Below are 23,793 nucleotides of genomic sequence, written 5' to 3'. Positions count from 1 at the left end.
CTTGTCGCCCCGCCGGGTATGTGGCTGGCATGACCGATCAGCTTGCTTCCGGCGCGAACGACCTCGACGCTGCCCGCGCGCAGATCATCGCTCACGCTCGAGCCGAGCGGACCCGCGAGATCATCGGATTCGTCCAGGACTTCGACCACCTCACCGCGGTGCGGATCGACAGCGAGATGGCTGCGCGTCATCCGGAGGAGGTCGAACGGCCGCACGGAATGAAGATCGTTGACGGCGAGATCGAGGTCTGCGACACCTGCGTGAACTCGGAGGGCAACCCCGTCGACTGGGATCAGGCTCACACCGCCGACGTCCCGGCCGGCGCTCTGACCTTCGAGCAGCAGATCGAGGCGGTCGACCGTGCCGACTGGCGCTCCCAGTACCGGACGCGCCCGTACCCAGGGGTCACCGGAGGCATCCCGGACAGGCAGTGGCTCACGGGCCTGCACGCCGAGGGCTACGAGATCGTGAAGCGAGTGCCCTCCGATGCCTAGGACTTCGGTGCGCTCGGCGCTCTGGGGCTTCCACCCGGCGTATCGGGGCAAGGACGGCTCCCCTTACCCGCTGAAGCTCGCGATCGGTTCTGAGCGTGCGTGCAACGGCGAACGAACTCGCCGCGAGAAGCAGGGCGGCTGGACGCTGGGACGGTACCGTCAGGGCGTCCCGCCGACGGGTTTGCGCCTCCAGTGCGATGAGCTGTATCCGGAGCGCTCGCGCCTCGGCGAAGCACGCATCTGCGCTCGGTGCGGTGCTCCGTACGAGCCCTGCTAAAATTCGCCGGGTCGATCCAGCATCGCTGCGAACAGCTCGGCGATCCCGTTCCTGACGTGATGAACTGCACCGAGTGCTACATGCGGTTAAAGAGGTCTAGGACACCTCGGTGGCTGGTGCGTCGCAGCCTCAGGGGGCGCGGTTCGTTCGCGTTCAGGATGCCTTCGCGAGATCAATGATCCACTGCGGGGTCGGGACGCGGCGTGCCTTGTTGCCGCGGACGACGATGCGCGCGGCGATTCGACGTTCCGCCTCAGTGGGGGCCGGCCGGCCGGCACGGCGCTCGAGTTCTTCCTTCGTCATACCGCACCTCCTTCGCGATGAGATCTGTCCCTCTGTAAAGAGTATCTCGCGTGCGGAACGGAAGTCTACATTCCCGGTCGCGTCGGCAGCTGCGTTTGCCTAACGTCAGAGCCGTTCTGGAAGCGGATCATCGGGGTGGAGGCCGTCCGCGATGAGATCCGCTTCCCCTTCGGCATCCGCGTCGCCGAGTGCATCCCGCTCAGCCTTCGTCCAGTCGTCTTCGTCGAGCCCATCGCCGAGTGCATCGAAGGTCACGGCGGCCGCGACCTCGCCGAGAAACGCCTTCTCCTCTCGGCGGGCGAGCCTTGAGCTCTGGAGCGCGTCGATCGCCGCGGCCCCTGCGGCCCGTTCACTCGCACTGGTGTCCGGATTGACGTAGAGGTTCAAGGCCCATTCGACCCGCTGCCACCATGCGTTGAGCCGAGACTGATGCCGCGTACCGGCGAAGGCCAAGGATGCCGCCACTACTGCTGCGAATCCTCCGAAACCTGGGCTGGTGAGCCAGCTGCTTGTCCACGGCCATCCGGCGTCGCGCCACCAGGGCCACAGGCTCTGCCACCATGCTGGAACGTCAATCAGTCCGAGCAGTTGCAGAACGACGATAGTCAGTCCCCCGGCCAGTGCGAACACAAGCAGGGAGATGACCGGATGCGCCGATACCCACGCCTTCACGGGTGAACCTCGAGGATGATCGGCACTGTCTGGCTCATGGCGCGGAGTCTAAGGGGCACGATCTGTTTGGGGTCGAGGTCGGCAGGTACGTTCTCGGGCTGATCGCATCTGCTCATACATCCAGCGTAAGTGCTTCTTGACGGCTTAATCCTGGCCGACGCGTCACGAGAATCCGGTGAAGTTGGCAACGGCGTCGGCAGCAGACCTCGACCGTGACCTGATCGTCGTGGGATCGCAAGCCCCGGCCCCTGGCCGCACTTCACGCCGCATGGACCATCTGGCAGCATTAGCCTCTCCGATGCGCAGCGACCGACCCTGCTGAGCGCGAGGAGATCTACCTCAGATCGATCCGGGTGTTACTCCTTCACGTAGCCCTTAGCGCCGTTGATGCTCAGTGCCGAGACGCACAAAGCATCTCCGTCGCCATTGGTCGTGACGTCGAACTCGACATCTTCTCCGAGGTTCCCGAGCACCTCTCCTGCCTCCGTTTCCTCACGGATGGAGTATTCGAGTCCGGAGAAGTCCCAACGATCTGGAGCACCGACGCCCAACTCGTAGCTGTCAGGATCGCTTTTCTCCCAGCCCCCCTCGCACAACAGCTCATTCGCCCGGTCCACGTCGGCGGCGATAAACGCGTTCGCCAGTTCCGTTGCGACGTCAGCTGGCGTGGATGGAGACGCAGGTGCGCACGCTGTCACGAGCAATCCGATGCTGAAAACGGCAGCAACGACTGCGCTGCTGCGTGTCGTCGATGTCGTCATGATGGGCCTCCTCAAGCTCCAGTCGCCGTGTTTGGGGCGATCTACTTGCTTGGAAACCTATACCCGGCCTGCAACAATCCGTTACAGACGGGCCTCAGTATGGCGAAACGACAGGCTCACCCGTTTCGTACCCGTCACGCTCATCATTGGCCTGAGCCAGGTAGCGCAGGCTGTCCACCACTTGCAAATCAGCCTCAGTCAGCGCCCGCTCGGCCCAGTTATCGGGACAGTAACGCTGCGCGATCTCGTCCAGGGTGAGTGGCTGACCATCGATCTCCGTCGTGTAGCGCTGAGCGAGGCCCCGACCCGAGGGGTCCTCAATCGACGCCCAGTAGCTTGCGACCGAATACGCGCGAAGTACCTGTCGCATGTGTCGCGGGGACACTTCGGACGGGTACTTCTCACGAAATTCGTCGATGAGCCTCTGACGCGACTCGACGTTGAGCGTCTGCGCGTCCGCACCGAGTTTCTTGTTGAGCATCCGCTCGGTCTTGGCGTTGCCTTCCTCGAATCGATGCCAGTTCGCTCGGACATAAGCGTCTTCCGCGCCATGCAGCCAGGTCCGGTACGCATGAGATGCATTTGACAGCACACGGTCGGAGATCGGCGATGACTCCCAGAACTCGATGTACGCCTCATACGAGGGGAATCGATCGGGTGGATATAGGAAGCTTCCGCTGGTCTCCTCAGCCAAGTTCCCCTCCGGATCTGTGAGGTGGCGGGTAGCGAACTCCCCGCCACGTCCGTTCGGCGCACCTGCCGGACGGCGGACGGTCTCGATTGCACTGCCCATGTTAGGCCTCCTCCGAAATCACTTGCGGCCTCCACCGTTGATCCCGCCACCGCGCATGCCGGACGCGAAGGCCGCACCCATGCGCTCTTGCTGAGCAGCCATGGCGGCTTCCTGCTTTGCACGCTGAGCCTCTTCAGCTGCAGCTTTGCGTGCCGCGGCCGCCTGTTGAGCCGCCCCCGCTTGTGCGGCGCGATACTCGGCGACCAGGCGGTTGTTCTGTGTGCGCTGCGTGAGCAGCTGGTGCGCCGAGCGGGAGCCGCGGGCGACGAACTGCGCACCACGGGCGGCGGCCTGGACGCCGCGGGACTGCGCGAAGACCTTGGCCTCGGAACGGATCGCGCCCGCGGCTACGGCGCCGGAGATGCCGGCGACGGGGGTGTTCCACGCGGTCGCAGCAGCCGAGCGGACGCCGAGTGCTGCACGGTTCGCGGCGGCCGCGGGGAGGTCGCGAACCGCGGCGAAGGCGCGGGCTGCGCCGGAAACGTTCTGTCGTCGCATCTGCTCGCGGTACGCATAGAGCCCCTCGGTGTTCAGCTGCTTCTCGCGCAGCTTCCCGGCGAGCTCCTCGTCACCGTTGTTCCGGGCCTGCTTGATCTGCTGGCGGAAGTCCGTGCGCAGCTCGCGGAGCCCCTTTCGAGAGTCCTTCCGGGCGAGTAATTCGCGGTAGGCAGCGGTGTCCCCGGCGGCAGTCGCGCCAGTGGTCTCACGCTTCCAGTCCCGCGCCGCGCGCAGCTCCTCCTGGCTTGCATTCACACGCTCACGCTGCTGCTGCGTCGCCTTGGCCTTGTCCGCAGCGACTTTCTGCTTGTCGGTCATTCCGGCGGAGCGCGAGTCCATGGCGCTCCGCCTGCCGGTCCCGCCCGTGCCGCCACGTCCGCGCCCCGTGGCGCTTCGGACCATGTTGGCCCCGCGCCGGAAGCTGTTCATCGCCGAACGCACACCAGCGAACGAACCGAGGCCGGAGCCGATACCCGCCATCGCGCCGGCACCGATCGCGCCGCTCGCGCCCGCCTTGCCCCATGCGGTCGCGCCGCCGACAGACACTGGCGATGGTAGCTTCAGCACCTTCTTGAAGAAGAAGTGCACGCCGACCAGGGCGATTACTGGCGCGATTCCGGTCCAGATCATCTGGAAGAACGAGCCGCGGCCGAACATCGTGTCGCCGATGAGGATCAGCAGGCGAGTCACGGTGACGACGAGCCCGATGATGACCGTGATCATCGACGCGAAGATCACCAAGCCGAGAACCTGGTTCAGAGCCTTCCCGATCCGCTCCTTGAACGGGGACTCGGACATCAGCGCCGAGATCAGTACGAACCAGAGGAGGAAGATGAATCCGGCAAGGGCGAGGTTCGCGAGGAACGAGATCAGGTCGACGTAACCGAACGAGGCGAGTCCGAAGATCGATCCGGCGACGTACGCTTGGGCTCCGCCGACGTTGCCTGCCGCCCCGACGCCGGTTAACGCTCGGAGGTAGTCGGAGACGGCCGCCGGATTCTGTGTCTTGGATGCCGCATCACTGATCCAGCCGCTGTCCCCGGAGACGTCAAAGATGTCCGGGAAGTTGTCGCTAGATCCCCCCTTCTGCCACTCCCAGCCCTTCTGGCACTCCTCAGGAGCGCTCTCTGTGGTGAGCTTCAAAGTGTCGTGCTCATACCCTGCCCACCCGTCTCGGAGCGCCCAGGTCACCTCGGGCCCGTTCACGGCTGTGGCCTTGCACGCGGCCCACCAGACCATCACCGCAGCGGTGTCGTTGTCCGATGACGGGTTGAACGGCGCGGCGAGGGAGACGTCACCGGAGCGCTCGGCGTAGTTGCCGGTGTAGGTCAGGAAGGTGCCGTCGCCGGTCTTCGCGGCGACCTGGTTCCGGAGCGCGTAGAAGGCACCCCACGGCGTTGCCTTCGTCGAACGGATGTCGAGGAGGTGGCAGTACGTCGCGTCTGCGTAGGGGTTGTTGTGCCCAAGCTGCGACCGCTTCCAAGTCTCCAGGCCCGTGGTCGCCCACATGGCATCCATCACTCGCGCGATCGTCTTCGCCTGTGCGCCATCGAGACGGGAGTTCCAGGTCGCCATCGTCTCGAGACGACCCCAGAGCGCGTCGTTGATCCCACGGCAATCGAACAGTCCTTCGGTGTCGCGATCGTTCGGCTGCAGCTGGCCGCCGATCCCCTCGATACCTGTGACGAGCGCGGTTGCGACGGAGTCGGACAGATAGGAGATTGAGTCGTTCATCGTCTTCACGACCCATCCCGGGGTGAGCGGCGATGGGCGGTAGGAGCCGTTCTCCTGGTCGACGATGGTGCCGGCGGCGTTGATCGTCATCCCGAACAGAATTCCGAAGATGATGAAGATCGATCCGACGCGTCGGAAGATCAGCCCAGCTCCCCGGCCGACTGAGCGGACGATCGTGACGACGATGAGGACCAGCACCAGCACGACGATGATGAGGACGGCAGGGTTCGAGGTGGGATTGCCGTCCATGCGGAACAGCGTGTCGACGAACGTGCCGCCTGCGATGTCCATGTATCCGCCGAACGAGGAGATCGCGTCGAAGCTGACCGCGTTCCTGGTGAGCATCCCGGTGAAGCCCCAGATCGAGTGCCCGGTGCTGAGGTACGGGGATTCGACGAGGTTCCTGGATGCCGAGTCGACAGCGTTCGGGATGGAGAAGCCATCGAACTTCGTGTAGAAGCCGCTTGCGCCGTCGTTCCATCGGGGGAAGATCCGGTAGGCGTTGTCATCGAAGGTCGCGAACGGGTAGGCCCAGGAGTTCTCCAGCCCGTACTCCCGCTGCAGCTCCTCGACGCCGGGGTCGTTGATCTCGGGACCGGCGGCGGGGACGACGCGCGTCGACTCGGAGCTCATCGTCGTAGGCGCGGCGGCTGCAGGTGCTGGGAGGGCGCTTCCAGTCAGCGGCAGCACAGCCGCGAGGGCGAGTATCATGGCGCCGAAGGCACGGCGGAGCCCGATGCGGGACGTCTTCGGCGCGGTCATGCGGGTCCTCCAGGTCACGTGCGGTATCGGGGTCGAGCGGCGTCGGGAGCGTTGATGTCGATCGGCGCCTCGAGCGGGATGACCGTCGGTTGGTGCATGACGAGCACGGGGTCCCCCATGACCTCGCCGGCGGCGAAGAGGGTGCCATTGCTGGCGTTGCGCTTGTCGAGGATCGCCTGCCAGTTCCGAAGCTTCATACCCCTCCGCTGGCGCCCCTCCCAGAGCGCAAGGCCGACGGTGACGGCGATGACCGGTGTGATCAGCGCGAACGGGCCGAGGAATGGCAGGAGCAGGAGGGTGGGGAACGCCGAGAGGACCAGCGACATGCCGATGACGACGGCGGTCCGCCTGCGCACTTCGAACGTCATGACCACCCAGCGCCGCTCGTCGTTCTTGCGTCGTCCGGTGAGGTGGGTGAGGTCGTAGACGTATGGCAAAGGCATCGGCGTCCGCCGTTATCCGCCGAGGAAGCCAGCAGCCCAGGTGACGATCGCGGACAGCACAGTGAGCAGCGCCGTGGCGACCAGCAGGATCACCGGGACGATCAGCTCCGGGCCGGCCATCAGTCCGCCGAGGACGACGAGGACGGTCGGGAACCCGCCGGGTGCCCCGTTGCCCTTGCGCTTCTTGTACAGCCAGACAGCGATGGAGACGATGATGATCAGGACACCGCCGGCGGCGAGCAGGATCCGCCAGCCTGCTGGCACCTGCCCCCACAGCATCGCCCATCCGGACAGCAAGTTCATGAGGTCCTCCTAGTTCGAGCTCTTATCCGTCCACCCCTGCGAACAGGGATCTGGGGTCGATGCGTTTTCAGCTCGCGGCGACGGCGACGGCTTCGGCGTGCAGGCGGTCGGCCAGGGCGGGGTGGCGACGGAGGGTGGAGGCGACCTTCTCGTAGCCGCGCATATCGATGTCATCCCCGAACGGTGCGAAGAGGGCCCGCTCCTCGTCGGTGGTGGCCTCACCGGACTCCCAGCGGTCGAGGAGCCCGAGTACGCCGCCGGGGGCGTTCGCGACCGTCTGCTTGAACTTGCGCGCCTGCCCGGTGGTGAGGACGCCTTCCTGGACCTGCGGTGCTCCGTCGCGGATCGAGACGAGACGCCAGGACTGCCGGCGCGCGTTCGCCTTCGTGGTCTTCCCGTTGTCGATCTCGTGACCGATCCGGGCGGCGAAGTCGTCGACCGCGTCGTGGCGGGGCTCGCCCTCCGGCGCCTCGATGAGGTCACCCAGAGTCGTCGAGCCGTCCGCGTTCACGGGAGCGTCGAGGCTGAGGGTCGACCGCGAACGGTGGAAGTCGTCCTTCGGGCGCTGTCCGGGCTTGAAGGACATCATGATGCGGTGCGCCTCTTCGTCGCGTTCGTTCTTGGTCATCCTGCGACCATTCGCGGCCTCGAATGCCGCCTCCGAAGCGGCGAGCTGGCGAGCAGCGGCGATGTCCTCGCTGCGACGGCCGTTCTGGTATGCAGCGCTGAACTTCGTCGCCCGGTTCCGTGCGGCCTGCTTGAAGTACGAGTCCTTCTGCGCGAGCTGGTCATCGATGTCGCGCTGGGACTCCAACATCTTCTTGATTGTGTCCTGCGCGATGTCCTCGGCGTTCGTCGGGTCGATCCGCCATTCGCGGGCGATGGCACCGGAGGTCTTCCCGAGGACGTCGACCACGTGCTCCCAGCGTTCCCGCTGTGCTGCACGCTCGGTGCGCTCCTGGGCGGCCTGGTCGATCTCTTCGATGGTGAGGGCGAGTGCCCCCTCGGGCTCAGTGCGGATGTGCCCGTCGAACCGTCCTGCAGTGTTGTGGATGTTGCCGTGTGCGTCGATGCTCATGAACGGCGCACGCCCGGCACGAGCGGGAACGTGGCCCTCAGGTCATCCGAGACGCCTCAGCCACGCCTGCAGACTCCGCAGGCTGGTGCCACGCCACGCGGGCGAGAAGACGAACCGATCGGAGACCAGGTCGCGCGAGAGGCGGTCTTCCGGAGCCGCGCTGCAGGATCGCGATCCCGGGGGTGGGTGATCTCGTCGAGCTCGAGCGAAGCAGTCACCGGCCGTGGCAGGGTGCTGTGCTCCCGCGTGAGGAACAACTCGATCCGAGCGCCCGGCAAGGAGAGTCTGGCGGGCTGGACCCTCTGTCCGGTCAGAGTCGTCCAGAGGGTCCGTGTCCGGGTTTCGTCCTACTCCCGACAGGGACCGCGGGCCTTGGTCAGACGGTCAGGCAGTTGCCGGGGTGGATATACAGAGACACCAGGCGGCCCGAATGAGCCGGGAGCCCTCGAAAGAACAGCCACGGGAATGAAGTAGTAGCTCTCTAGACGAGTCGTTAACTCTCTTCTCTCTCTGTGCAGCCCCTGTCCTGACCAGTCGGGAGTACGGCGAATCCCGGACAGACAGCATCTGACCGTCGTTGGGTGCGGCGAGCCCCGGGACCAATGGCGGCAAGGGATCGGCCCGACCAGGCGCGTCCCTGGCCACGCCTGGTCAGCGAGTCGATCACCACCGCGACCGGGACGGACTGAGTCGTCGTCGATGCGGTGATCGGGAACTCGCCCACGGCGAGGTGTTCGCAGGGGTGGACGGTATGAGCACCGCCCAGACGCAGACGCTTCGCCGGGACCGATTCCGCGGGGCCAGTGCGCCGGCACGAAAGGACCCGCACGTGAACCCCGGCACCGTCTCCCGGATCCCCTTCCTGACCGGTCCGGAGGACTGTCTGCTCCTGAACGAGGACCCGATCACCTTCCTCGAACGCTTCGACGCGTTCGCCGAGGCCTCGGCCCTCGACCCCGACCTGCTGCTGGCATCCCCGGTAGTGAAGACCCCTCTCCCCGTATCAGTGAAGTCGCAGCAGTGGCGCGAGCGCTTCGCGTCCGTCAAGCCCGAGTTCCTGTGGCATCCGATGATGTGGCTGCCAGAGCACCTCGCGTTCCGGATCCGGTACCAGTTCGACGACAGCTCCGAGCCTGAACTGGAGTCCGACGACGTCTGGGCGATCCGTGTGGGGCTGGAGCTCACCGCGAACGGCGTCTACGACCCCGACACCGGGACATGGCTGGATGTGCTCGCCTACCACGGCCTCGACAAGGACTCCCCCGTCGACCGGGCGCGCATCGCCGCCTGGATCGCCGGGGCGGCGGACCCCGTGCTCGACAGCATCGACCTGACCGCCCTCACCCTGAACCGCGATGACCCGCAGTGGTCGCTGCGGATTGCGCTTCAGCTCGCCGACGACCTCGTACCCGCGCAGTGGGCGATGACCGCCACGAGCATCATCGAGACGATCGAGACGATGCTGCTGCAGCGGGACACCGACGACGCCCTGAAACGGCGTCTGCTCGAGGTGATGTCGCAGGTCGCCGCCGTGATGCTCAAGAGCGTTCCCGCGGACCCGGAGACCGGACTCGACGCCGTGGACACCCTGACGATCCTCGCAGACGAGGCCGCCCACGATGACGCCGACGTCGACGCGCTGCTCGACTCGTTCTGCGACATGCTCGCCGTCATCGCCGCCGACTACTCCGTGCACGTGCAGGCTCTCGCCGAGCCGGCCGACGGCTGACCTGCCATCCCGGCAGCCCCGCCGGGCGTACTTCTCCCATGGCGACCACTGACGCTCTCGGGAACATCCACGACACACTCGGCCGGTTCGACGGTCACATCCGTACCGAACAGGAAGGGGCGCTGACCGCACCGGCCGCTCCGCCCATCGGCGAGACGTTGGAGAAGATCAGCGCGGCGGAAGCGCGACGACTGCTCCCCGAAGGCCAGCGCGTCCAGGTCCTCTACGTCCAGCGAGGGAAGCTCACCGACGGCGGAGACCCCATCCTGCGCACGATCGCCAAGCAGTCCCCTCATCAGATGATCCACGTCTCCGACACGGATGATCGCGGTAGCCACCTGCGCTGGGAGGGCATGACAGCGTCTCTCGATGAGTCGACCGGCGCCGTGGTCATCAACGACGACGAAGGCGTGCCGATGGTCGCCTACCTGCCCCTCGCCAGCGACGCCGACGCCATCGACGATCCCCGGATCGCGCTTCGCGTCCTCAACGACAAGGAGACAGCGACGGCCACGGACCGCCCCGCCGTCCTCGACGAGCTCGCCGGCTCCGAGGTCCTCGGCATCCGCCGGGCGGTCGCCGCAAACCCGCACACAACGGCCGCTACGCTCACCTACCTCGCGCAGCACGCCCGCGACGAGAAGACCCAGGAGCTGATCGTCCGCCACCAGAACGTGGACCGGCCGGGCCTCGATCATCTCAGCGCCAGCGAGCACAGGTCCGTCCGCTATCAGGTCGCCTGCCATCCTGCCGCTGACGCGCACGTTCTCGCTCCCCTCGCTCTGGACAAGGAGGGCTCGGTCCGGTGCGCGGCCGCCCGGAACGCGAACGCCACGCCCGCCATGCTCGAGCGCCTGTCCGGTGACAACGACCCCGACGTCCGGGCTGCGGTGGCAGGCAACTTGAAGACCCGTGCGGAGCTGCTCGACAAGCTCTCCCGTGGACACGGGATGGTCATGGCTCAGGTTGCGAAGAACCCGTCGACTCCCGCTGAGACGCTGCATCGGCTCTTCCAGGACACCTCCACTGGGAATCAGATGCGCGCGCTCGTGGCGGGCAACGCCTCCGCTCCAGCGGACCTCCGGTCGGCAGCCGTGAACGATGCCGACGACTGGGTTCGGGAGCATGCTGCCGGGAATGCTGCGCTGACGGAGACGGAACTGCCGCGGCTGGTTCGGGACTCATCACAACGGGTGCGTCGTGCATTGGCCAGGAACCGTGCTGCGGGCGCGGTGCTCCCCAAGCTCGGGCGAGACGCTGACGACTTCGTGCGTTCGACCGCGGCGAAGAACCCTGCGGCTTCGCCCGAGCTGCTGCGGTCACTGGCAGCAGACGAGTTCCACGCCGTTCGAGCCGGGGTGGCATCGAATCCGAACACCCCGCGCGACGTGCTGGAGCTGCTCGTCGATGACCTCAACCACATCGGCATGGCGGCACGCTCCGCGCTGAACTCCCGGCCTCAGGCGGAAGGATGATCATGGCGACGATCGATCAGGTGGGGAATCTTCACGACCATCAGGGCCGGCTCGACGGCCACCTGCGCTCGGATGCAGAATCGTCGCTGGCAGACGAGCCATCCGCCGCGACGTACGAGCCGATCGTGTACCGGATCCCGACGTCGCGGCTGGTTGCCCTGCAGGCGAAGCTCGACAAGCTGAACCGTCGTCTCGCGAAGGCCGGCATCGAAGAGCGATTCGCGTACGACGCGCGACCGCGGATCGTGCACGACGAGCGCACAGGAGCAAGCCACGAGACGAACGACGTCACGATCAACACCCCAAGGATCAGCCTCGGCGACTGGCGGTTCGACTCCATGCACGAGAAAGCCGCGAACGGGAAGGTGATCTCCCACTTCGCCGGCGACGCCGACCCACATGTCGCTGACGAGACGATGCGGTGCGACTACTGCGGGCACAACCGCGCCCGAACGAAGGTGTACATGGTCACATCCCCGAGCACTGGCGAGACCAAGCAGGTCGGCTCCAACTGCCTGGAGCTGTTCCTCGGCGTGAAGCCCGCCGGGCTGTGGGTCCTCGATGAGAGCTTCGACGCATCTGAGTTCGACGTCGACGACGATGATCTCGGCGCCCTCTACGGTCAGGACACCAGGATCACGCCGGGCGACAACGTCATGCTGCTCACCATGCGGCAGATCGAGCAGGACGGCGGGGTCTTCCTCTCGCGCGGCCGCGCGACCATCTACGACACCCCCACAGCGGACAAGGTGCTCGACTCGATCGAGCACGGAGCCGGCCGCGGGCACCTGGAGGCATCCGCCGTGGAAGCCGACGAGCTCCAGAGGCTGTACGCCTGGGTTGATGGGCTCGAGGGCGAATCCGAATACGAGCGGAATCTGCAGGCCGCACTCGCGCCGACGGAAGAGGTCGGCGGTGAGCGCTGGGTCGCGCGCAAGCACGTCCCCCTCGTCGCATCTGCGGTGTCGTCCTTCCGGCACCACGAGCAGCGTGAACGCGAACGTGCTGCGCGTGAGGAGCTCAAGGCCCGGGAGGCGGCCATGAAGAAGCAGGAGTTCCTCGCCCCCGTCGGCACGAAGCTGAAGGGGATGGACGTCACGGCGACGATCCTTTCCGCCCGGCTAGGACAGGACTATGGGTACGGCGCGCCACTGCATGTGAAGATGATCGACGACGACGGCCATGTCCTGTACTGGCGGTCGAGCAGCGGTATCGGCGGCTGGATCCAGACTGGCGAAGACGTTTCGGAGGGTGCGCACTGGTCACCCGATGCCGGCAGCCGCGTCGTCATCGCCTCCGGCACCGTGAAGGAGAATCGTGTCTCCGACTACGACGGCGACTGGGAGACCGTTCTGACGCGCGCGAAGCTGCAGCCGACCTCGGAGGACTGTGAGCAACTCGCAAGCGAGGCGCGCGAGGCACGTAACCGTCGGCCACCCGACAAAGCGGTCAACACCCGAGTTGAACGGCAGTTCTCTCAGGCCTGAGCCCGCACGAGCCGCTGTGTCGTCTGGTCGTACACGTAGTCGGTGATCTCGCCGGACATGATCATGGCGACAGCCTGATTGATGACGCCGCGAGGTACGACGAACCACTCGGACGGGTCGTATTCCCGGCCGTTTCTGTCGACCTGGGTCAGGTCGAGGCGGACGTCGGCGAATACCCGGTGCAACAGGTTCTCCAGTGCCGCCGCTTTGACGTTGTACACCCGGTAGTCAGCGACGATCTTCACCGGAGCCATCAGGTACGTCGGAGACGTCGACGCTCCCTTCACGCGCTGCTCGACACTCGTGGTCGAGAAGCCGATCTTGTGCAGGTCCTTGATGTTGGCGATCAGCGGGTCAGCGCTCATGGACTGCAGTACGTAGATGTGACCACTCTCGATGTCCGCGTTCAGGATGTCGCTCGCATCGTGCCCCGTGCGCGCCAGCACCTGCCCCTGGGCTTCGTACATGCGCGTCTGGAGACTTTTGTCGTACATGGCCGACTCGGTGCCATTCTCGAACACCAGGCGGAGGCGCTGCTTCTTGCGCGATTCGCCGCCGATCATCAGATCGACCTTTTCACCGACCTCGGCGACAAAGCACATGACGCCGTTGAGCACGAAGAACACGCCCTCGCGGATCAAGTCCATGCCCGTGAACGGCTTGAGCTCGTACGTGCCGTTCTGCAGCTCGGTGTGCTTGGCCTTGAACAGCGGCTCGAACTGCTCGAAGTCCTTCGCCTTCACTCGCTGCGCCACGGACTCGGCCGACTCAGGACGCTTGACGACGGGCAGGCCTGACACGTCGAGGATGCCGGACTCGTCCCCCAGCAGCTCGTCGAGGTCGTCGCTCTCCAGTAGGTCGTCGATGGACGCCGGCGCTTCGGGGGCGTCGAGCAGGCCGAACTCGTCGAAGTGCTTCACCGCCTCGGCCTTCGCCTCGTCGGCTAGAAACCCGTCCAGGCGCGCGCCGAGCTTGCGTTCGGCGATCTCGCGGGTCTGCGAGCTCGGCAGCCGCCCCTTGGCTCGCCGGAACTCGACGATCTCCAGGAACGCGCGCTCCAGGCGGTCGGACGACGTGAGCTTCTTAGCCTTCTCGGGCGCGACGAGCAGCTCGTCGTCGAGGATGTCGTCGAGGCTCAGAGGCACGTCGAACTCAGTCGCCTCGTTCTCGCTCATTCGACCACCGTCTCAGTCGCGGCCTTCTCCGCCTTGCGCTTGGCCGCGAGCTTCTGCAGGAACAGCAGGGCCGTTGCCAGGCGCTTCTCGGCGGGGTCCTCGGACCGGATGTCCGGGTTCTTGCCGTGGACCTGCTTCCACGTCTTGATCCTCGGGAACAGCGCGAGGGCCTCTTCCTCGGAGAACTCGATCTTAGTCGAGGAGATCGTGTCCTGGATCAGGCGCAGCACTGTGGGTGTGACCGACTTGGACAGCACTTCGAACGCTCGCTGGAACGGGTTCACCGAGTCGATGAGGTTGATGTGCAGCTCGTCGATGTTCACGAACTTCTCGGCCATCTTGATGAAGCGCTTGTCGCCGACTTCGCGCACCTCGCCGTTCTTGATCACCGAGTCCACGACAACCTGGTGGCGCACCTCCTCGACCTGCTCCTCGCTGAGGTCGGGGTACTTCTCCCGGATGATCTTGGGAATCAGCACCTTGTTGGTCGTCTCGGCGTCGACGGAGCCCGCGGCGGCACGGGCGAACGTGTCGTCTTGCAGGATCGTCGCCTTCAGGTCGTTCAGGTCCGTCGCGACGATCTGCTTCACTCGGTCGCTGGACGGCTCCTTGAAGCCTTTGATCTTCAACTCGCCCTTCTTCGCCGGCTCGTCGTCGTCGAACTTCTTCGTCTTGAAGTTGAAGTTCGGCGCAAGCACCTGCTCCATGAGCAACGATGCCGTGATCGCCTTCAGCATATTGTTCACCGATACTTTGACTTCGCCCTGCGAGGCGTCGGGCTCGGCGATGAGGTTCGTGAACTGCGCGTGCGACTTGCCGGGACTGTCGCGCGTCACTCGTCCGATGATCTGGATCACCTCGGTGAGAGACGCCCGGTAGCCGACGGTCAGCGCGTGCTCAGCGAACGGCCAGTCGAAGCCCTCCTTCGCCATGCCCAGCGCGATGATGATGTCGACCGCGTCGCGCTCCTTCGACGCGGTATGGGACAGGTAATGCAGCGTGTCGCCTCGCTTCTTCTGGTCCGTGTCGTCGACCAGGTCCGCGACCCGCACGACCTCGCCGGTGTCCTCGCGGCGCATGCTGATGATCCCCGTGTCCGGGTCAGTCGACTCGACGTGCCCGATCGCGTCGATGATCCGGCCGACCTCCTCGATCTTGTCCTTCGTGGATTCGCCTGAGTTCACGCTCGGGATGTGCACGATCGTTTTCTTGTCGAGGTCGAGCACCTCGTCGATCGCGTCCGTGTACCGGCCTTGGTAGAAGTGGTGCCCGATGCCCAGGGACCGCAGGTGCTCGTAGCCGTTGAGTTGGTCGTAGTAATTGAATGTCACCGGCGTGAACTTCGCTTCGTCCTCGGGCGACAGCACCGGCACCGAGTCCCCGCGGAAGTAGGACCCTGTCATGGCCACGATGTGCACGTCAGACCCGTTCATCACGTCGCGCAGCAACGCGCCCAGCCGCGAGGTCTCTGTGTCGGCCGAGACGTGGTGGAACTCGTCGATCGCCAGCACCATGCCGTTGAAAGATTCCGGGGTCAGCTTCTCGAACGCGAACCGCAGCGTCGCATGGGTGCATACGAGCACCGCGTCAGGTCCCTCGAGGAACTCGATGAACGCGTCGACCTTGCCCGCCGACGAGCCCGCGTCGCACAGGTTGTGCTCGTCATTGATCTCCCAGTCCGCCCAGAAACCGAACTTCGTGAGGCTGGTCGAAGAGAACGACGCACCGATCGAGCGCTCTGGAACTGCGACGATTACCTTCTTGCGTCCTTGGTTGTACAGCTTGTCGAGCGCGACGAACATCAGCGCGCGTGACTTGCCCGACGCCGGCGGGGCCTTCACCAGTAGGTGCTGGGCGTCGCGATGCTCGAAGACGCGCTGCTGCATCTCGCGCATCCCGAGCGCGTCGGTGTTCACCGACCCCTTCGTCTGCGCATAGGTGACGTCGACGATGTTCACAGGCTTATTGATGGCATTCATTTCGTAGTCCTCCGGGTCTTCATCGCCCGGGCCTTCGCGCCTTCCTCGGCAGTCATGCGCTCATACAGTGCGAAGAGGTCCGACAGGCGCTGCTCGTCGGTCTCATACGGCCTCTTCGAGTAGATCGAGTCGACCAGCGCATCGACCTCCGCGTGCGCGTCGCGGAGGTCCTGCGGCATCTTGTCGGGATCGTAGAGCTCGGCCAACGTCCGCTCGCAGTGGTACTCGCGGACGTCGAGCACCCGGAGCGCCGCGACCGTGAGCTTTTCCTTCGCCCCATCGGAGAGTGGAGGCACAGGAAAGTTGTTGTAAACGATCGAGTTGGAGTACTTATAGTTAATGCGCGATCGACCGGTGGTGGTATTCACCCAAGTCATGTGCATGCGTGAAGTGAGCAGTGCAAAGAGCCATGCCTGGGCGCCGTAAATCGTAAATCCAGTATTCGACGCCACAGATTCAGGGTCAAAATACCCAATTGGTATGTAATCCCTCAGACCTGAAGAGTTGATAGGAATGAAAATGGATTCAACCGACTTGTAGCGAATCTCAGCAAATTTATGGGCCGAGGTTGCCATTTTCCTAGTTGCCGCTCGACTGCTGCTCAGTCGATGCTCCCGCACTCTTTGCACTCGAGTCGCGATTTTCGAGATGAGAGTTACTTCTTGAGCATTGTTATCGTCGATCCAGAGGGCAAACCTATCGTCCCCTCCAATAAACTCATTCGCCCCAAGGAATCGTCTAACATGCTTCGCCGCTTCGGGATGTGCGCTCAGCAGTTCTGCGTGTTCCTTAGAGGTCAGAATCAGTGCGCCGTCATCATTTGGCATGCTACCCCACGTCATGGGGGGCAGATCTGAAATCGGTTCGTTCCTAGTGAGCACAAACACGTTTGCGCCGTCAGCAAGGTAACCATTGATATTGGATGCGGAGATTTGAAGGTCGCCGTCATAAATGTACTTCGGAGCATCGGAGCGTCGACGCAGCCCGATGACAGCGACAGTAACATCAGCATTCTTCTTAGCGTTGTTATCCCATTGGAACCCCGGGTAGGCAAAGCCGATTTCCAGGCCCTTCTCGAAGATCATGGGAAACATCAATCCGACATGCTCTCCCTGGGATACTGTCTTCGTTGTCACAAATGCGAGTTCCGCTCGCGTCTCGGAGATATACTCGGCACCCTTTACGAACCACAATGAGATGTAGTTCAAGTTCTTCGAATACTGGCGATCACCAAAAACGTACGGGTAGTCGGCCTTCTGCTCCGCATTCTGCTTCTTAGAGCCGTAATACGGGGGATTCCCGATCAAGTAGATTTCCGACTCGCGGTCATTCGGGCAGACGTTGTTCCAGTCCATCCGCGTCGCATTACCGGCCTTGATCTGCCCGGTCTCCTTCAGTGGGATCAGCGGGATCTCGACTCGGAACTTCTCGCGGAACTCCCTGTTCATCTGATGCTTGGCAATCCAGAGCGACAGGATCGCGACCTCGACGGCGAAGTCGTCGATCTCGATCCCGAAGAAGTTCTCGATGTTGATCCGTGAATCTGCCCAGAGCACCTCATGGGACGGGCTCAGCTCGGCTAGCCGCTCGAGGATCGCGTGCTCGAGCTTGCGCAGTTCCTTATAGGCGATGACGAGGAAGTTGCCCGAACCACAGGCGGGGTCGAACACTTTGATCGCCGCGATGCGGTCCAGCAGGCGGACCAGTCGACGCTCACTGTCCTGCGCCTCGTTGAGCTCGGACTTCAGGTTGTCCAAGAACAACGGCTCAATGGTCTTCAGGATGTTCGGCACCGACGTGTAGTGCTGACCCAAGTCGCTTCGAGTGCCTGGCGTAACGATCGCCTGGAACATCGAACCGAAAATGTCCGGATTGATGTCGCGCCAGATGAGCGTGCCCGAGGCGATGAGCTCGTCCCGCGCTTGTTTCGTAAAGCGGGGTACCACCTGATCGTCCTTGACCGCGAACAGCCGGCCGTTGACGTATGGGAAGTCGGCGAGGTGATTTGGCTTGCTGGCCGGCTCCGCGGTGTCCAACGACTTGAACAGGTCTGTCAGGAACTCGGCCATATCTGAGCCGTCGGGCTGCGTCTGGGAGCCGATCGCGTTCGTGAACTGGTTGTCCGCGAAGATGCCGGTGTCCTCGGCGAAGAAGCAGAACAGCAGTCGTGTGAAGAAGATGTTCAGCGAGTGGCGGCCGCGCTCGTCGTCGAAGATCCCGGGATTGGCCTGCAGGAGCTCGTCGAAGAGCTTGCCCATGCGCTCCGCAGCCTTGATGTCGGCGTGGGATTCTGCGACGTACTGCGCCTTCTCCATGCCCGCCCACGGCAGAAAGAAGGTGAAGTGCTGGTCGATCTCCCGGATCGGGAAGCCGATCGTCTCGTTCGTCTTCGTGTCGTGCGCGATGAGGTCGACGTAGTCAGTGACGATGACGAAGCGCGAGCTGAAGCGGACGACGGCTGGCGTCGTCTTGAGCTCTTCGATGGCCTCGAGCGGGTCGCCGGTCGTCTCCTTGAAGTAGACAACGTTCTTCTGCGCGATCTCAGTCGTCTTGTCGACGGCGACGTTCAGGGAACCGTTGCGCAGCCTTGTGACGTTGCCTTGGGGCTTCCCGTAGGCGAGAAGAAGATCGAAGATGAACTCTCGGTCATAGCTGTCGCGGCCGGCCAGTGGCGCAACGCGCTCCTCGATCGCCTTGAGGCTGAGTCTCGCCATACGGATGTCCTACCTTCACGCGCGTGCTGAGTCGGCAAGAATCAGCACTTCCCTGCGGGCAATTTGCCTCTCCCCTGAGGCAGGGCGTCGCATCGTGATCATCCTATCGGCGGGGTCATACAAGCCAGATCCAGAACCTTCGCCACGGGCAAGTTGGGTCATGAGTAAGTGTTCACACCGCGTGAGTCACCTGGGTTGGTCGACACTTGCGTTCCGGAGTCATCTGCCCTCGCCCTGCCTGCGGGTGATGACGATCTCGGCGTCGAGACCGAGGACGGCGCCGATCGCTGCGATCTCCCACAGCGTTGCGTGGGCCGTTCCTCGCTCGATCTGGCTGATCCGTCTCGGCGGGACCAATGCTAAGCGCTGTGAAAGGTGAGGTCGGGTCGGTGGTCTCGGCCATGATGGCACCATGGACTACGATCTCGCAAGACTCGGCCCGACCGAGTTCGAGCACATGGTGCAGGCGCTTGCTATAGCCGAACTGGGCATTAAAGTGTCGACGTTCGGCGCGGGTCGCGACGGAGGCAGAGAGGCAACGTTCTCTGGGCCCGTGCGTTACCCGGGCATCGGCGGTGACGAGCAGTGGAATGGCTACGGCATCGTACAAGCAAAATCGTTGCGTTTCGATGCATCACCGAAGGCTAGTGCGATGGCAATCTCGGCTGCTCTCACCTCGGAGCTCGATCGATTCCTCCCAAGTAATGGCGAGTCGGCCGAGCGCCGACCAGCGCCTGAGTACTACATCATCGCGACGAACGCTCGCCTCTCTCCCGTTCCTGAAGCCGGCGGACTCGACCTTGTCGAGAACGCGTTACGTACGCATCGGGTGGGTTTGCAAGGATTTGGAGTCTGGCACTATGAACACATCTGCCGACTCCTCGACCGGCACGACGGTATCCGCCGTACGTTCGCTGGATTCATCACACCTGGAGATGTGCTGACACAGCTGGCTGACGTGCTCAAGGGCAGCTCGGTGGAGTTGGGACCGATCCTTCGGGCACACGCGGCCACCCAGATCGCCGCACGCCAAGAGCTCAAACTGGACACGGGCGAGATCTCTGACGTAGCGAAGGTTCAGTTGAGTGACGTTGCGATCGATCTACCTGCCGTCGGGCAGCATGGCGTGGAATTGAACACGATCGAGCGCATCCTTCAGTGCGGGGACCGCTCGCTCCGACCGTCACTTAATGCGGACGTACCGTACGGATTCGTCGTAATCGGGGGGCCCGGTCAAGGCAAGAGCACCATTGGGCAGATCATCGCGCAGTCCTATCGCGTGGCACTGCTGGATGCGACGCGCTCCATATCCCCTCGAATCGATGCGGCAATCATGAGCACTCGGCAGAGGATCTCTGACATGGGTCTACCGACACCCCAGAACCGTCGATGGCCCGTCATGATCGAGATTGCGGCGTTCGCAGACGCCCTCGCGGGCAACAGTGAACTGACGATCGTGGAGCACATCGCGCGACAACTACGAAATCAGGCGGCATCCGTCACTGCCGGACAGTTGACATCGTGGCTAGCGGCCTGGCCATGGGTGTTGGTGTTCGACGGCCTGGACGAAGTGCCCGCCGTCGAGAGCCGAGCGGCGGTCATTCGCGCGCTGAATGACCTGATCGTCGAATCTCGGATGAATGACTGGGACGTTCTCATTGTCGCGACAACGAGGCCGCAGGGGTATGAGAATGAGTTCGGCGAGCTGAGCCCGGAACAACTCCGGCTGCGTACCCTCACACCGCATGAGGGCTTCGCATACGGCCGGCAGATCGTCGCGACGAAGTTCGCAGAAGACAGCGAACGCATTGCGGCTTTGACGAGCCGGTTAAAAGAGGCCAGCGTGCAGTCGCATGCAGCAAACTTGATGACGACGCCGCTACAGGTGTCCATCATGGAGTTCCTCATTGAGGAGCTTTTCGAAGTTCCCCGCACTCGCCACGAACTGTTCGACGGGTACTACAAGGCGATCTACTCTCGGGAGAGCCGCAAGGCAGGTCGCCTAGGACGAGTACTTCGCACGCACGAGGAACAGGTGGCCTGGGTGCATGAACGGGTCGCTATCGGCCTGCAGGCCAAGTCGGAGCGGTCGGGAGAGACAGTTGCCTCCGTACCCCATGACGAGGTAAAACGCCTCATCACGATGCGTCTGCAGGAGCAGCAGTATGTCGACGGCGACGTTAAGCGCCTGTCCGCCGAGCTCGATAAGGCCACACAGCAACGGCTCGTTCTGCTGATCCCCCGGGGTGAGAACCGGATCGAGTTTGAAGTGCGAAGCCTGCAGGAGTACATGGCCGCACGTTGGATCGTGTCGGGAGATACCCAGACGGTGCTTAGTCGGCTGACGACTCTCGCCCCGTCTTCGTATTGGAGGAACACATGGTTGCTGGCCGCGGGCCGCTTCTACGGCTCTCGACATCATGACCGGGATGCGTTCATCGAACGACTGCGGCAGCTTGACAGCGACTCTTTGATCGGAGGCTTCCTCGGCATCGGCGCACGGTTGTCGATCGATCTACTCGATGACAATTTCGCAGCCAGTGTTCCCTCGCACAGGCGTTCACTGCTTGCGTTGGCGATGACCCAATCCACACGCTGGCCCGGGCCCGAACTCAAGAAGCTGGCCCGGCTGGCGAGGGAAGCGGTCACCAGCGGAGACAAGGTGTCCGCGAGTCTTGTCCTGGATATCCTCGCGGACGGTGCCGCCTCTACAGGCCGAGCTCGACTTGGAGCGGTTTCTGTTCTCGATCATTGGAAAAATGATCGCGGCGAAACGGGCCGCTTCGCACGCGCCATCTCGTCGAAGCTCGACCTCGACTCTCGCACCCCCCTGAGCTTGGGAAATCGTGTGGGGATCGGGACGCAACTCGACGAGTACCGCGGGACCTACATTGTTCCTGAGCAGGATGCAATCTCCTGGTCGCGGGTGCAGAACGTGCTCGACGACATTAGCGTTCCGGATCGAACCCTTCTGGTGGAAGCGGTAGCACTGGGACGCACCGAGATCGAGTACAAGGCTGTGTCACAGACTGTCCTGGAAGATCCGGTCGTCCAGGAGATGCTGGTGAGTGTCGCCAACCAGGTCTCAATCGATCGAGCGGCAGCACCCATCATGCTGCGACGAATCCTGCTTACCGTGGTCCAGTCTGCTCCACGGGGACACCTATTAGGCGAGGAGGGAGAGAGCTTCCTCGGACTCTGAACGCAACTGCTGTAAACGCAGTCTCATGTGACTCCGGCCTTGGCCTACAGAGGTTCCGTTCACTGTGGGTTACGCCTTCGCACTTTCCGTCGGGTGATGACGATCTCAGCGTCGAGTCCGAGGACGGCGCCGATCGCTGCGATCTCCCAGAGGGCTGCGTGCGCGGTCCCGCGCTCGATGCGGCTGATCCGACCTTGCGGGACGGTCGTCGCAGCTTCCATCTGCCGCTGGGTGATGCCCTGAGCCTGGCGTTCGGCGGCCAGCGCTCTCCCGAGACCGGTGCGGTCGGGAGCCGGGAGCCTGAGGGCGTCGGTGATAGGCGAGGTGGTCTCAGGCATCGGTCTTCCGGTTCCAATCAGGGAGCAAAGTGTCCAGCAGCGCGCGACGCTCGGGGGTAAGGGCGACATTCCCCTTGCCTTCGGCTGCACGTCGGAGGTGGTTGAGGATCCTGTAGAGCCGGGGTTCGGCCTCGTCGATCACGGCACGGTTGTGCGGGTACTGCTTGTACCTCTTGACGAACGCCGCGATCTCGAGGATCTGCTCGTCGACGTCGCGGCGTGCGCCGCGGCCGCGCCAACCCGGAAGCACCTCGTCGAGCACGGCGATGCGTTCGGGAGTCAGGACGATGTCCTTCGTCGTTCCACGGTCGGCTTGTCGGATGCGCTGGAGGAAGAGGCCGAGAGAGCGGTCGTCCGCATCCGGCGTGTGCCGTGTCGGCATCTTGCCGTGCCGCGCGACGTACCGAGCGCACTCCGCCACGGTCAGCTCGAATCGGTCATCGGTCGTCGACATGCCCACCACATACCCGGTCCCGCCCGAACTGGCGAGTCGCCCTCGGGCGACATCCACAGCCCGGGGGCGACTCTTTGTTGGTCACCACATACCCGGTCTCAACCTGCGGCGTCCATCCGACGTGGTGTCTCCCCGCTCGCATCGCCGGTGGACAGCATCTTGAGCAGGCGGTTGGAAGTCACCTCTCCGACCGGTGGAGCCTGGTTTGCGGACTGCTTTGCGCATGCTCGGATCGCCGCGATCTGCTCCTGGGTGAATCCCATCAGATGTGCTCCCCTCAGTTCTGTCGAAGATCCGCTTTCTGGGTTCGTGGTGTCCATGCCGACCACATACCCGGTCAGTGTGTTCGGCGGGACCCCTTGAAATCAGTAAGCTTTCTCTCACCCCTTGTACGACAGTTGGGCCCGCTGACGGCGGTGAGGTGGCTGAGCCCACTCGCGCGCATGTCGTCGTTCAAGGCCGTCGTCACCGCGCGGGTGTCGCCCACCGCAAGGCCGGGCAGGAGGCCTGCTCCGGGCTCCGGCAGGCGTAGCGCCCTCTCGACGAACGTGCTCTTGATCGCGGCTGCCGCGGCGAACACACCGGATGCGGGGTCGACGATCTCGGCCTCGCTCGCGAAGATCACGAGAGCCGAGCGCTCCCCGGCCTCCGTGATCGATGACTCGCCCACCACCCGTATCCGCGCACCGAGATCGAACCCGTCGGCGGGGTCCACTCCGACGCGGACCGGGACCGTGGAAGGGGCTGCCCGGCCAGGCGGCCCGAGTGTCGTAGCCGCCGCCTCGAACCACAGCCGCCCGTCCCGTCCGAGCGATGCCGAGGAGGTGACCTCTGCCGACGACTCGATGACGCGCCCGGCCCATGCGCGGGCCTCATCCCGCGCGGGAAGAGCGAACCCGACGGACACGGCCGCACCCGCCATCGCCGACAGCACGACGATCGTGACACCGGCCTCGGCGCGCTGAGTGTTCTTGGCTCGCAGCCCGGAGCGGCTGAACACCAGCACACCTGCCGCGGCTGCCGTACACGTGCCGGCACACACCCACGCGAGTTCAGGCAACAGCACGCACAGCAGCGCGGCACCCCATACGGCTGCCGCCACAGGGAGTAAGCGCAGATCGC

20 protein-coding genes are annotated in these 23,793 nt (G+C 64.0%); 5 read left to right on the top strand and 15 right to left on the bottom strand.

Going from position 1 to position 23,793, the window contains the following annotated elements; genetic code table 11:
• Positions 1 to 29: 29 nt before the first annotated feature.
• Positions 30 to 494, top strand: a complete 465-nt coding sequence (locus FFS56_RS03700) for a hypothetical protein (protein ID WP_137772030.1) — start codon at positions 30 to 32, stop codon at positions 492 to 494.
• A gap of 430 nt (positions 495 to 924) precedes the next feature.
• On the opposite strand, the gene FFS56_RS20410 is transcribed toward FFS56_RS03700, so the two are convergent.
• From FFS56_RS20410 to FFS56_RS03665, 8 genes are all read right to left on the bottom strand, one after another.
• Positions 925 to 1,074 (bottom strand): hypothetical protein, encoded by a 150-nt coding sequence (locus FFS56_RS20410; RefSeq protein WP_171010994.1) that lies wholly within the window; start codon positions 1,072 to 1,074, stop codon positions 925 to 927.
• 105 nt (positions 1,075 to 1,179) lie between these two features.
• Positions 1,180 to 1,746, bottom strand: coding sequence for a hypothetical protein (locus tag FFS56_RS03695; RefSeq protein WP_137772031.1), 567 nt, complete (start codon positions 1,744 to 1,746; stop codon positions 1,180 to 1,182).
• A 356-nt stretch (positions 1,747 to 2,102) separates the two neighbouring features.
• The gene (locus FFS56_RS03690) at positions 2,103 to 2,507 is read right to left on the bottom strand and encodes a hypothetical protein (RefSeq protein WP_137772032.1); all 405 of its coding nucleotides are present in this window, start codon (positions 2,505 to 2,507) and stop codon (positions 2,103 to 2,105) included.
• Between the two features lie 94 nt (positions 2,508 to 2,601).
• Entirely contained in the window at positions 2,602 to 3,300 is a 699-nt protein-coding gene (locus FFS56_RS03685; protein ID WP_137772033.1) for a hypothetical protein, read from the bottom strand.
• An 18-nt stretch (positions 3,301 to 3,318) separates the two neighbouring features.
• Complete coding sequence (locus FFS56_RS03680; protein WP_137772034.1) at positions 3,319 to 6,294, bottom strand: hypothetical protein; 2,976 nt, start codon at positions 6,292 to 6,294, stop codon at positions 3,319 to 3,321.
• A 14-nt stretch (positions 6,295 to 6,308) separates the two neighbouring features.
• A complete protein-coding gene (locus tag FFS56_RS03675) occupies positions 6,309 to 6,737 on the bottom strand; it encodes a hypothetical protein (protein ID WP_137772035.1) in 429 nt (142 codons plus the stop codon).
• A gap of 12 nt (positions 6,738 to 6,749) precedes the next feature.
• The gene (locus FFS56_RS03670; RefSeq protein WP_137772036.1) at positions 6,750 to 7,040 is read right to left on the bottom strand and encodes a hypothetical protein; all 291 of its coding nucleotides are present in this window, start codon (positions 7,038 to 7,040) and stop codon (positions 6,750 to 6,752) included.
• A gap of 67 nt (positions 7,041 to 7,107) precedes the next feature.
• A complete protein-coding gene (locus FFS56_RS03665; RefSeq protein ID WP_137772037.1) occupies positions 7,108 to 8,118 on the bottom strand; it encodes a hypothetical protein in 1,011 nt (336 codons plus the stop codon).
• Positions 8,119 to 8,869: 751 nt separating this feature from the next.
• Between FFS56_RS03665 and FFS56_RS03660 the strand changes: the two genes are divergently transcribed.
• From FFS56_RS03660 to FFS56_RS03650, 3 genes are read left to right on the top strand one after another with little or no spacing between them, the layout of a single operon-like run.
• Positions 8,870 to 9,847, top strand: a complete 978-nt coding sequence (locus FFS56_RS03660) for a hypothetical protein (RefSeq protein ID WP_137772038.1) — start codon at positions 8,870 to 8,872, stop codon at positions 9,845 to 9,847.
• Between the two features lie 38 nt (positions 9,848 to 9,885).
• On the top strand, positions 9,886 to 11,322 hold the full coding sequence (locus FFS56_RS03655; protein ID WP_137772039.1) for a hypothetical protein: 1,437 nt from the start codon (positions 9,886 to 9,888) through the stop codon (positions 11,320 to 11,322).
• A 2-nt stretch (positions 11,323 to 11,324) separates the two neighbouring features.
• A complete protein-coding gene (locus FFS56_RS03650; protein WP_137772040.1) occupies positions 11,325 to 12,809 on the top strand; it encodes a hypothetical protein in 1,485 nt (494 codons plus the stop codon).
• Here FFS56_RS03650 and FFS56_RS03645 read toward each other — a convergent pair.
• From FFS56_RS03645 to FFS56_RS03635, 3 genes are read right to left on the bottom strand one after another with little or no spacing between them, the layout of a single operon-like run.
• The gene (locus FFS56_RS03645) at positions 12,800 to 13,984 is read right to left on the bottom strand and encodes a GIY-YIG nuclease family protein (RefSeq protein WP_137772041.1); all 1,185 of its coding nucleotides are present in this window, start codon (positions 13,982 to 13,984) and stop codon (positions 12,800 to 12,802) included. The genes FFS56_RS03650 and FFS56_RS03645 overlap by 10 nt on opposite strands.
• The gene (locus FFS56_RS03640; protein ID WP_137772042.1) at positions 13,981 to 15,963 is read right to left on the bottom strand and encodes a DEAD/DEAH box helicase; all 1,983 of its coding nucleotides are present in this window, start codon (positions 15,961 to 15,963) and stop codon (positions 13,981 to 13,983) included. The genes FFS56_RS03645 and FFS56_RS03640 overlap by 4 nt, the downstream gene beginning before the upstream one ends.
• A complete protein-coding gene (locus tag FFS56_RS03635; RefSeq protein ID WP_137772043.1) occupies positions 15,960 to 18,677 on the bottom strand; it encodes a DNA methyltransferase in 2,718 nt (905 codons plus the stop codon). The genes FFS56_RS03640 and FFS56_RS03635 overlap by 4 nt, the downstream gene beginning before the upstream one ends.
• Before the next feature lie 412 nt (positions 18,678 to 19,089).
• Between FFS56_RS03635 and FFS56_RS03630 the strand changes: the two genes are divergently transcribed.
• Positions 19,090 to 21,879, top strand: a complete 2,790-nt coding sequence (locus tag FFS56_RS03630; RefSeq protein WP_137772044.1) for a hypothetical protein — start codon at positions 19,090 to 19,092, stop codon at positions 21,877 to 21,879.
• A 59-nt stretch (positions 21,880 to 21,938) separates the two neighbouring features.
• On the opposite strand, the gene FFS56_RS03625 is transcribed toward FFS56_RS03630, so the two are convergent.
• The 4 genes from FFS56_RS03625 to FFS56_RS03610 all read right to left on the bottom strand — a co-directional run bounded on the left by FFS56_RS03625 (position 21,939) and on the right by FFS56_RS03610 (position 23,773).
• Positions 21,939 to 22,217 (bottom strand): helix-turn-helix transcriptional regulator, encoded by a 279-nt coding sequence (locus FFS56_RS03625; protein WP_137772045.1) that lies wholly within the window; start codon positions 22,215 to 22,217, stop codon positions 21,939 to 21,941.
• Positions 22,210 to 22,671, bottom strand: coding sequence for a helicase associated domain-containing protein (locus tag FFS56_RS03620; protein ID WP_137772046.1), 462 nt, complete (start codon positions 22,669 to 22,671; stop codon positions 22,210 to 22,212). Before FFS56_RS03620 ends, FFS56_RS03625 begins: the two co-directional genes overlap by 8 nt.
• Positions 22,672 to 22,769: 98 nt before the next feature.
• Positions 22,770 to 22,991, bottom strand: coding sequence for a hypothetical protein (locus FFS56_RS03615; protein WP_137772047.1), 222 nt, complete (start codon positions 22,989 to 22,991; stop codon positions 22,770 to 22,772).
• A gap of 17 nt (positions 22,992 to 23,008) precedes the next feature.
• On the bottom strand, positions 23,009 to 23,773 hold the full coding sequence (locus FFS56_RS03610) for a hypothetical protein (RefSeq protein ID WP_212742659.1): 765 nt from the start codon (positions 23,771 to 23,773) through the stop codon (positions 23,009 to 23,011).
• Positions 23,774 to 23,793 lie beyond the last annotated feature (20 nt).

The sequence above is a fragment of the Microbacterium sp. Beta genome (assembly GCF_005502545.1).
Classification (GTDB): Bacteria; Actinomycetota; Actinomycetes; order Actinomycetales; family Microbacteriaceae; genus Microbacterium; species Microbacterium oxydans.
The sequence above is the reverse complement of the archived record's forward strand: the minus strand, read 5'-3'. Positions and strand labels throughout refer to the sequence as shown.

Bases quoted from the DNA above. Each gene is read 5' to 3' on its own strand.
- FFS56_RS03700 (WP_137772030.1), top strand. From the start codon at position 30: ATGACCGATCAGCTTGCTTCCGGCGCGAACGACCTCGACGCTGCCCGC.
- FFS56_RS20410 (WP_171010994.1), bottom strand. From the start codon at position 1,074: ATGACGAAGGAAGAACTCGAGCGCCGTGCCGGCCGGCCGGCCCCCACT.
- FFS56_RS03690 (WP_137772032.1), bottom strand. From the start codon at position 2,507: ATGACGACATCGACGACACGCAGCAGCGCAGTCGTTGCTGCCGTTTTC.
- FFS56_RS03685 (WP_137772033.1), bottom strand. From the start codon at position 3,300: ATGGGCAGTGCAATCGAGACCGTCCGCCGTCCGGCAGGTGCGCCGAAC.
- FFS56_RS03680 (WP_137772034.1), bottom strand. From the start codon at position 6,294: ATGACCGCGCCGAAGACGTCCCGCATCGGGCTCCGCCGTGCCTTCGGC.
- FFS56_RS03675 (WP_137772035.1), bottom strand. From the start codon at position 6,737: ATGCCTTTGCCATACGTCTACGACCTCACCCACCTCACCGGACGACGC.
- FFS56_RS03670 (WP_137772036.1), bottom strand. From the start codon at position 7,040: ATGAACTTGCTGTCCGGATGGGCGATGCTGTGGGGGCAGGTGCCAGCA.
- FFS56_RS03665 (WP_137772037.1), bottom strand. From the start codon at position 8,118: ATGAGCATCGACGCACACGGCAACATCCACAACACTGCAGGACGGTTC.
- FFS56_RS03660 (WP_137772038.1), top strand. From the start codon at position 8,870: ATGAGCACCGCCCAGACGCAGACGCTTCGCCGGGACCGATTCCGCGGG.
- FFS56_RS03655 (WP_137772039.1), top strand. From the start codon at position 9,886: ATGGCGACCACTGACGCTCTCGGGAACATCCACGACACACTCGGCCGG.
- FFS56_RS03650 (WP_137772040.1), top strand. From the start codon at position 11,325: ATGGCGACGATCGATCAGGTGGGGAATCTTCACGACCATCAGGGCCGG.
- FFS56_RS03645 (WP_137772041.1), bottom strand. From the start codon at position 13,984: ATGAGCGAGAACGAGGCGACTGAGTTCGACGTGCCTCTGAGCCTCGAC.
- FFS56_RS03640 (WP_137772042.1), bottom strand. From the start codon at position 15,963: ATGAATGCCATCAATAAGCCTGTGAACATCGTCGACGTCACCTATGCG.
- FFS56_RS03635 (WP_137772043.1), bottom strand. From the start codon at position 18,677: ATGGCGAGACTCAGCCTCAAGGCGATCGAGGAGCGCGTTGCGCCACTG.
- FFS56_RS03630 (WP_137772044.1), top strand. From the start codon at position 19,090: ATGGACTACGATCTCGCAAGACTCGGCCCGACCGAGTTCGAGCACATG.
- FFS56_RS03625 (WP_137772045.1), bottom strand. From the start codon at position 22,217: ATGCCTGAGACCACCTCGCCTATCACCGACGCCCTCAGGCTCCCGGCT.
- FFS56_RS03620 (WP_137772046.1), bottom strand. From the start codon at position 22,671: ATGTCGACGACCGATGACCGATTCGAGCTGACCGTGGCGGAGTGCGCT.
- FFS56_RS03615 (WP_137772047.1), bottom strand. From the start codon at position 22,991: ATGGACACCACGAACCCAGAAAGCGGATCTTCGACAGAACTGAGGGGA.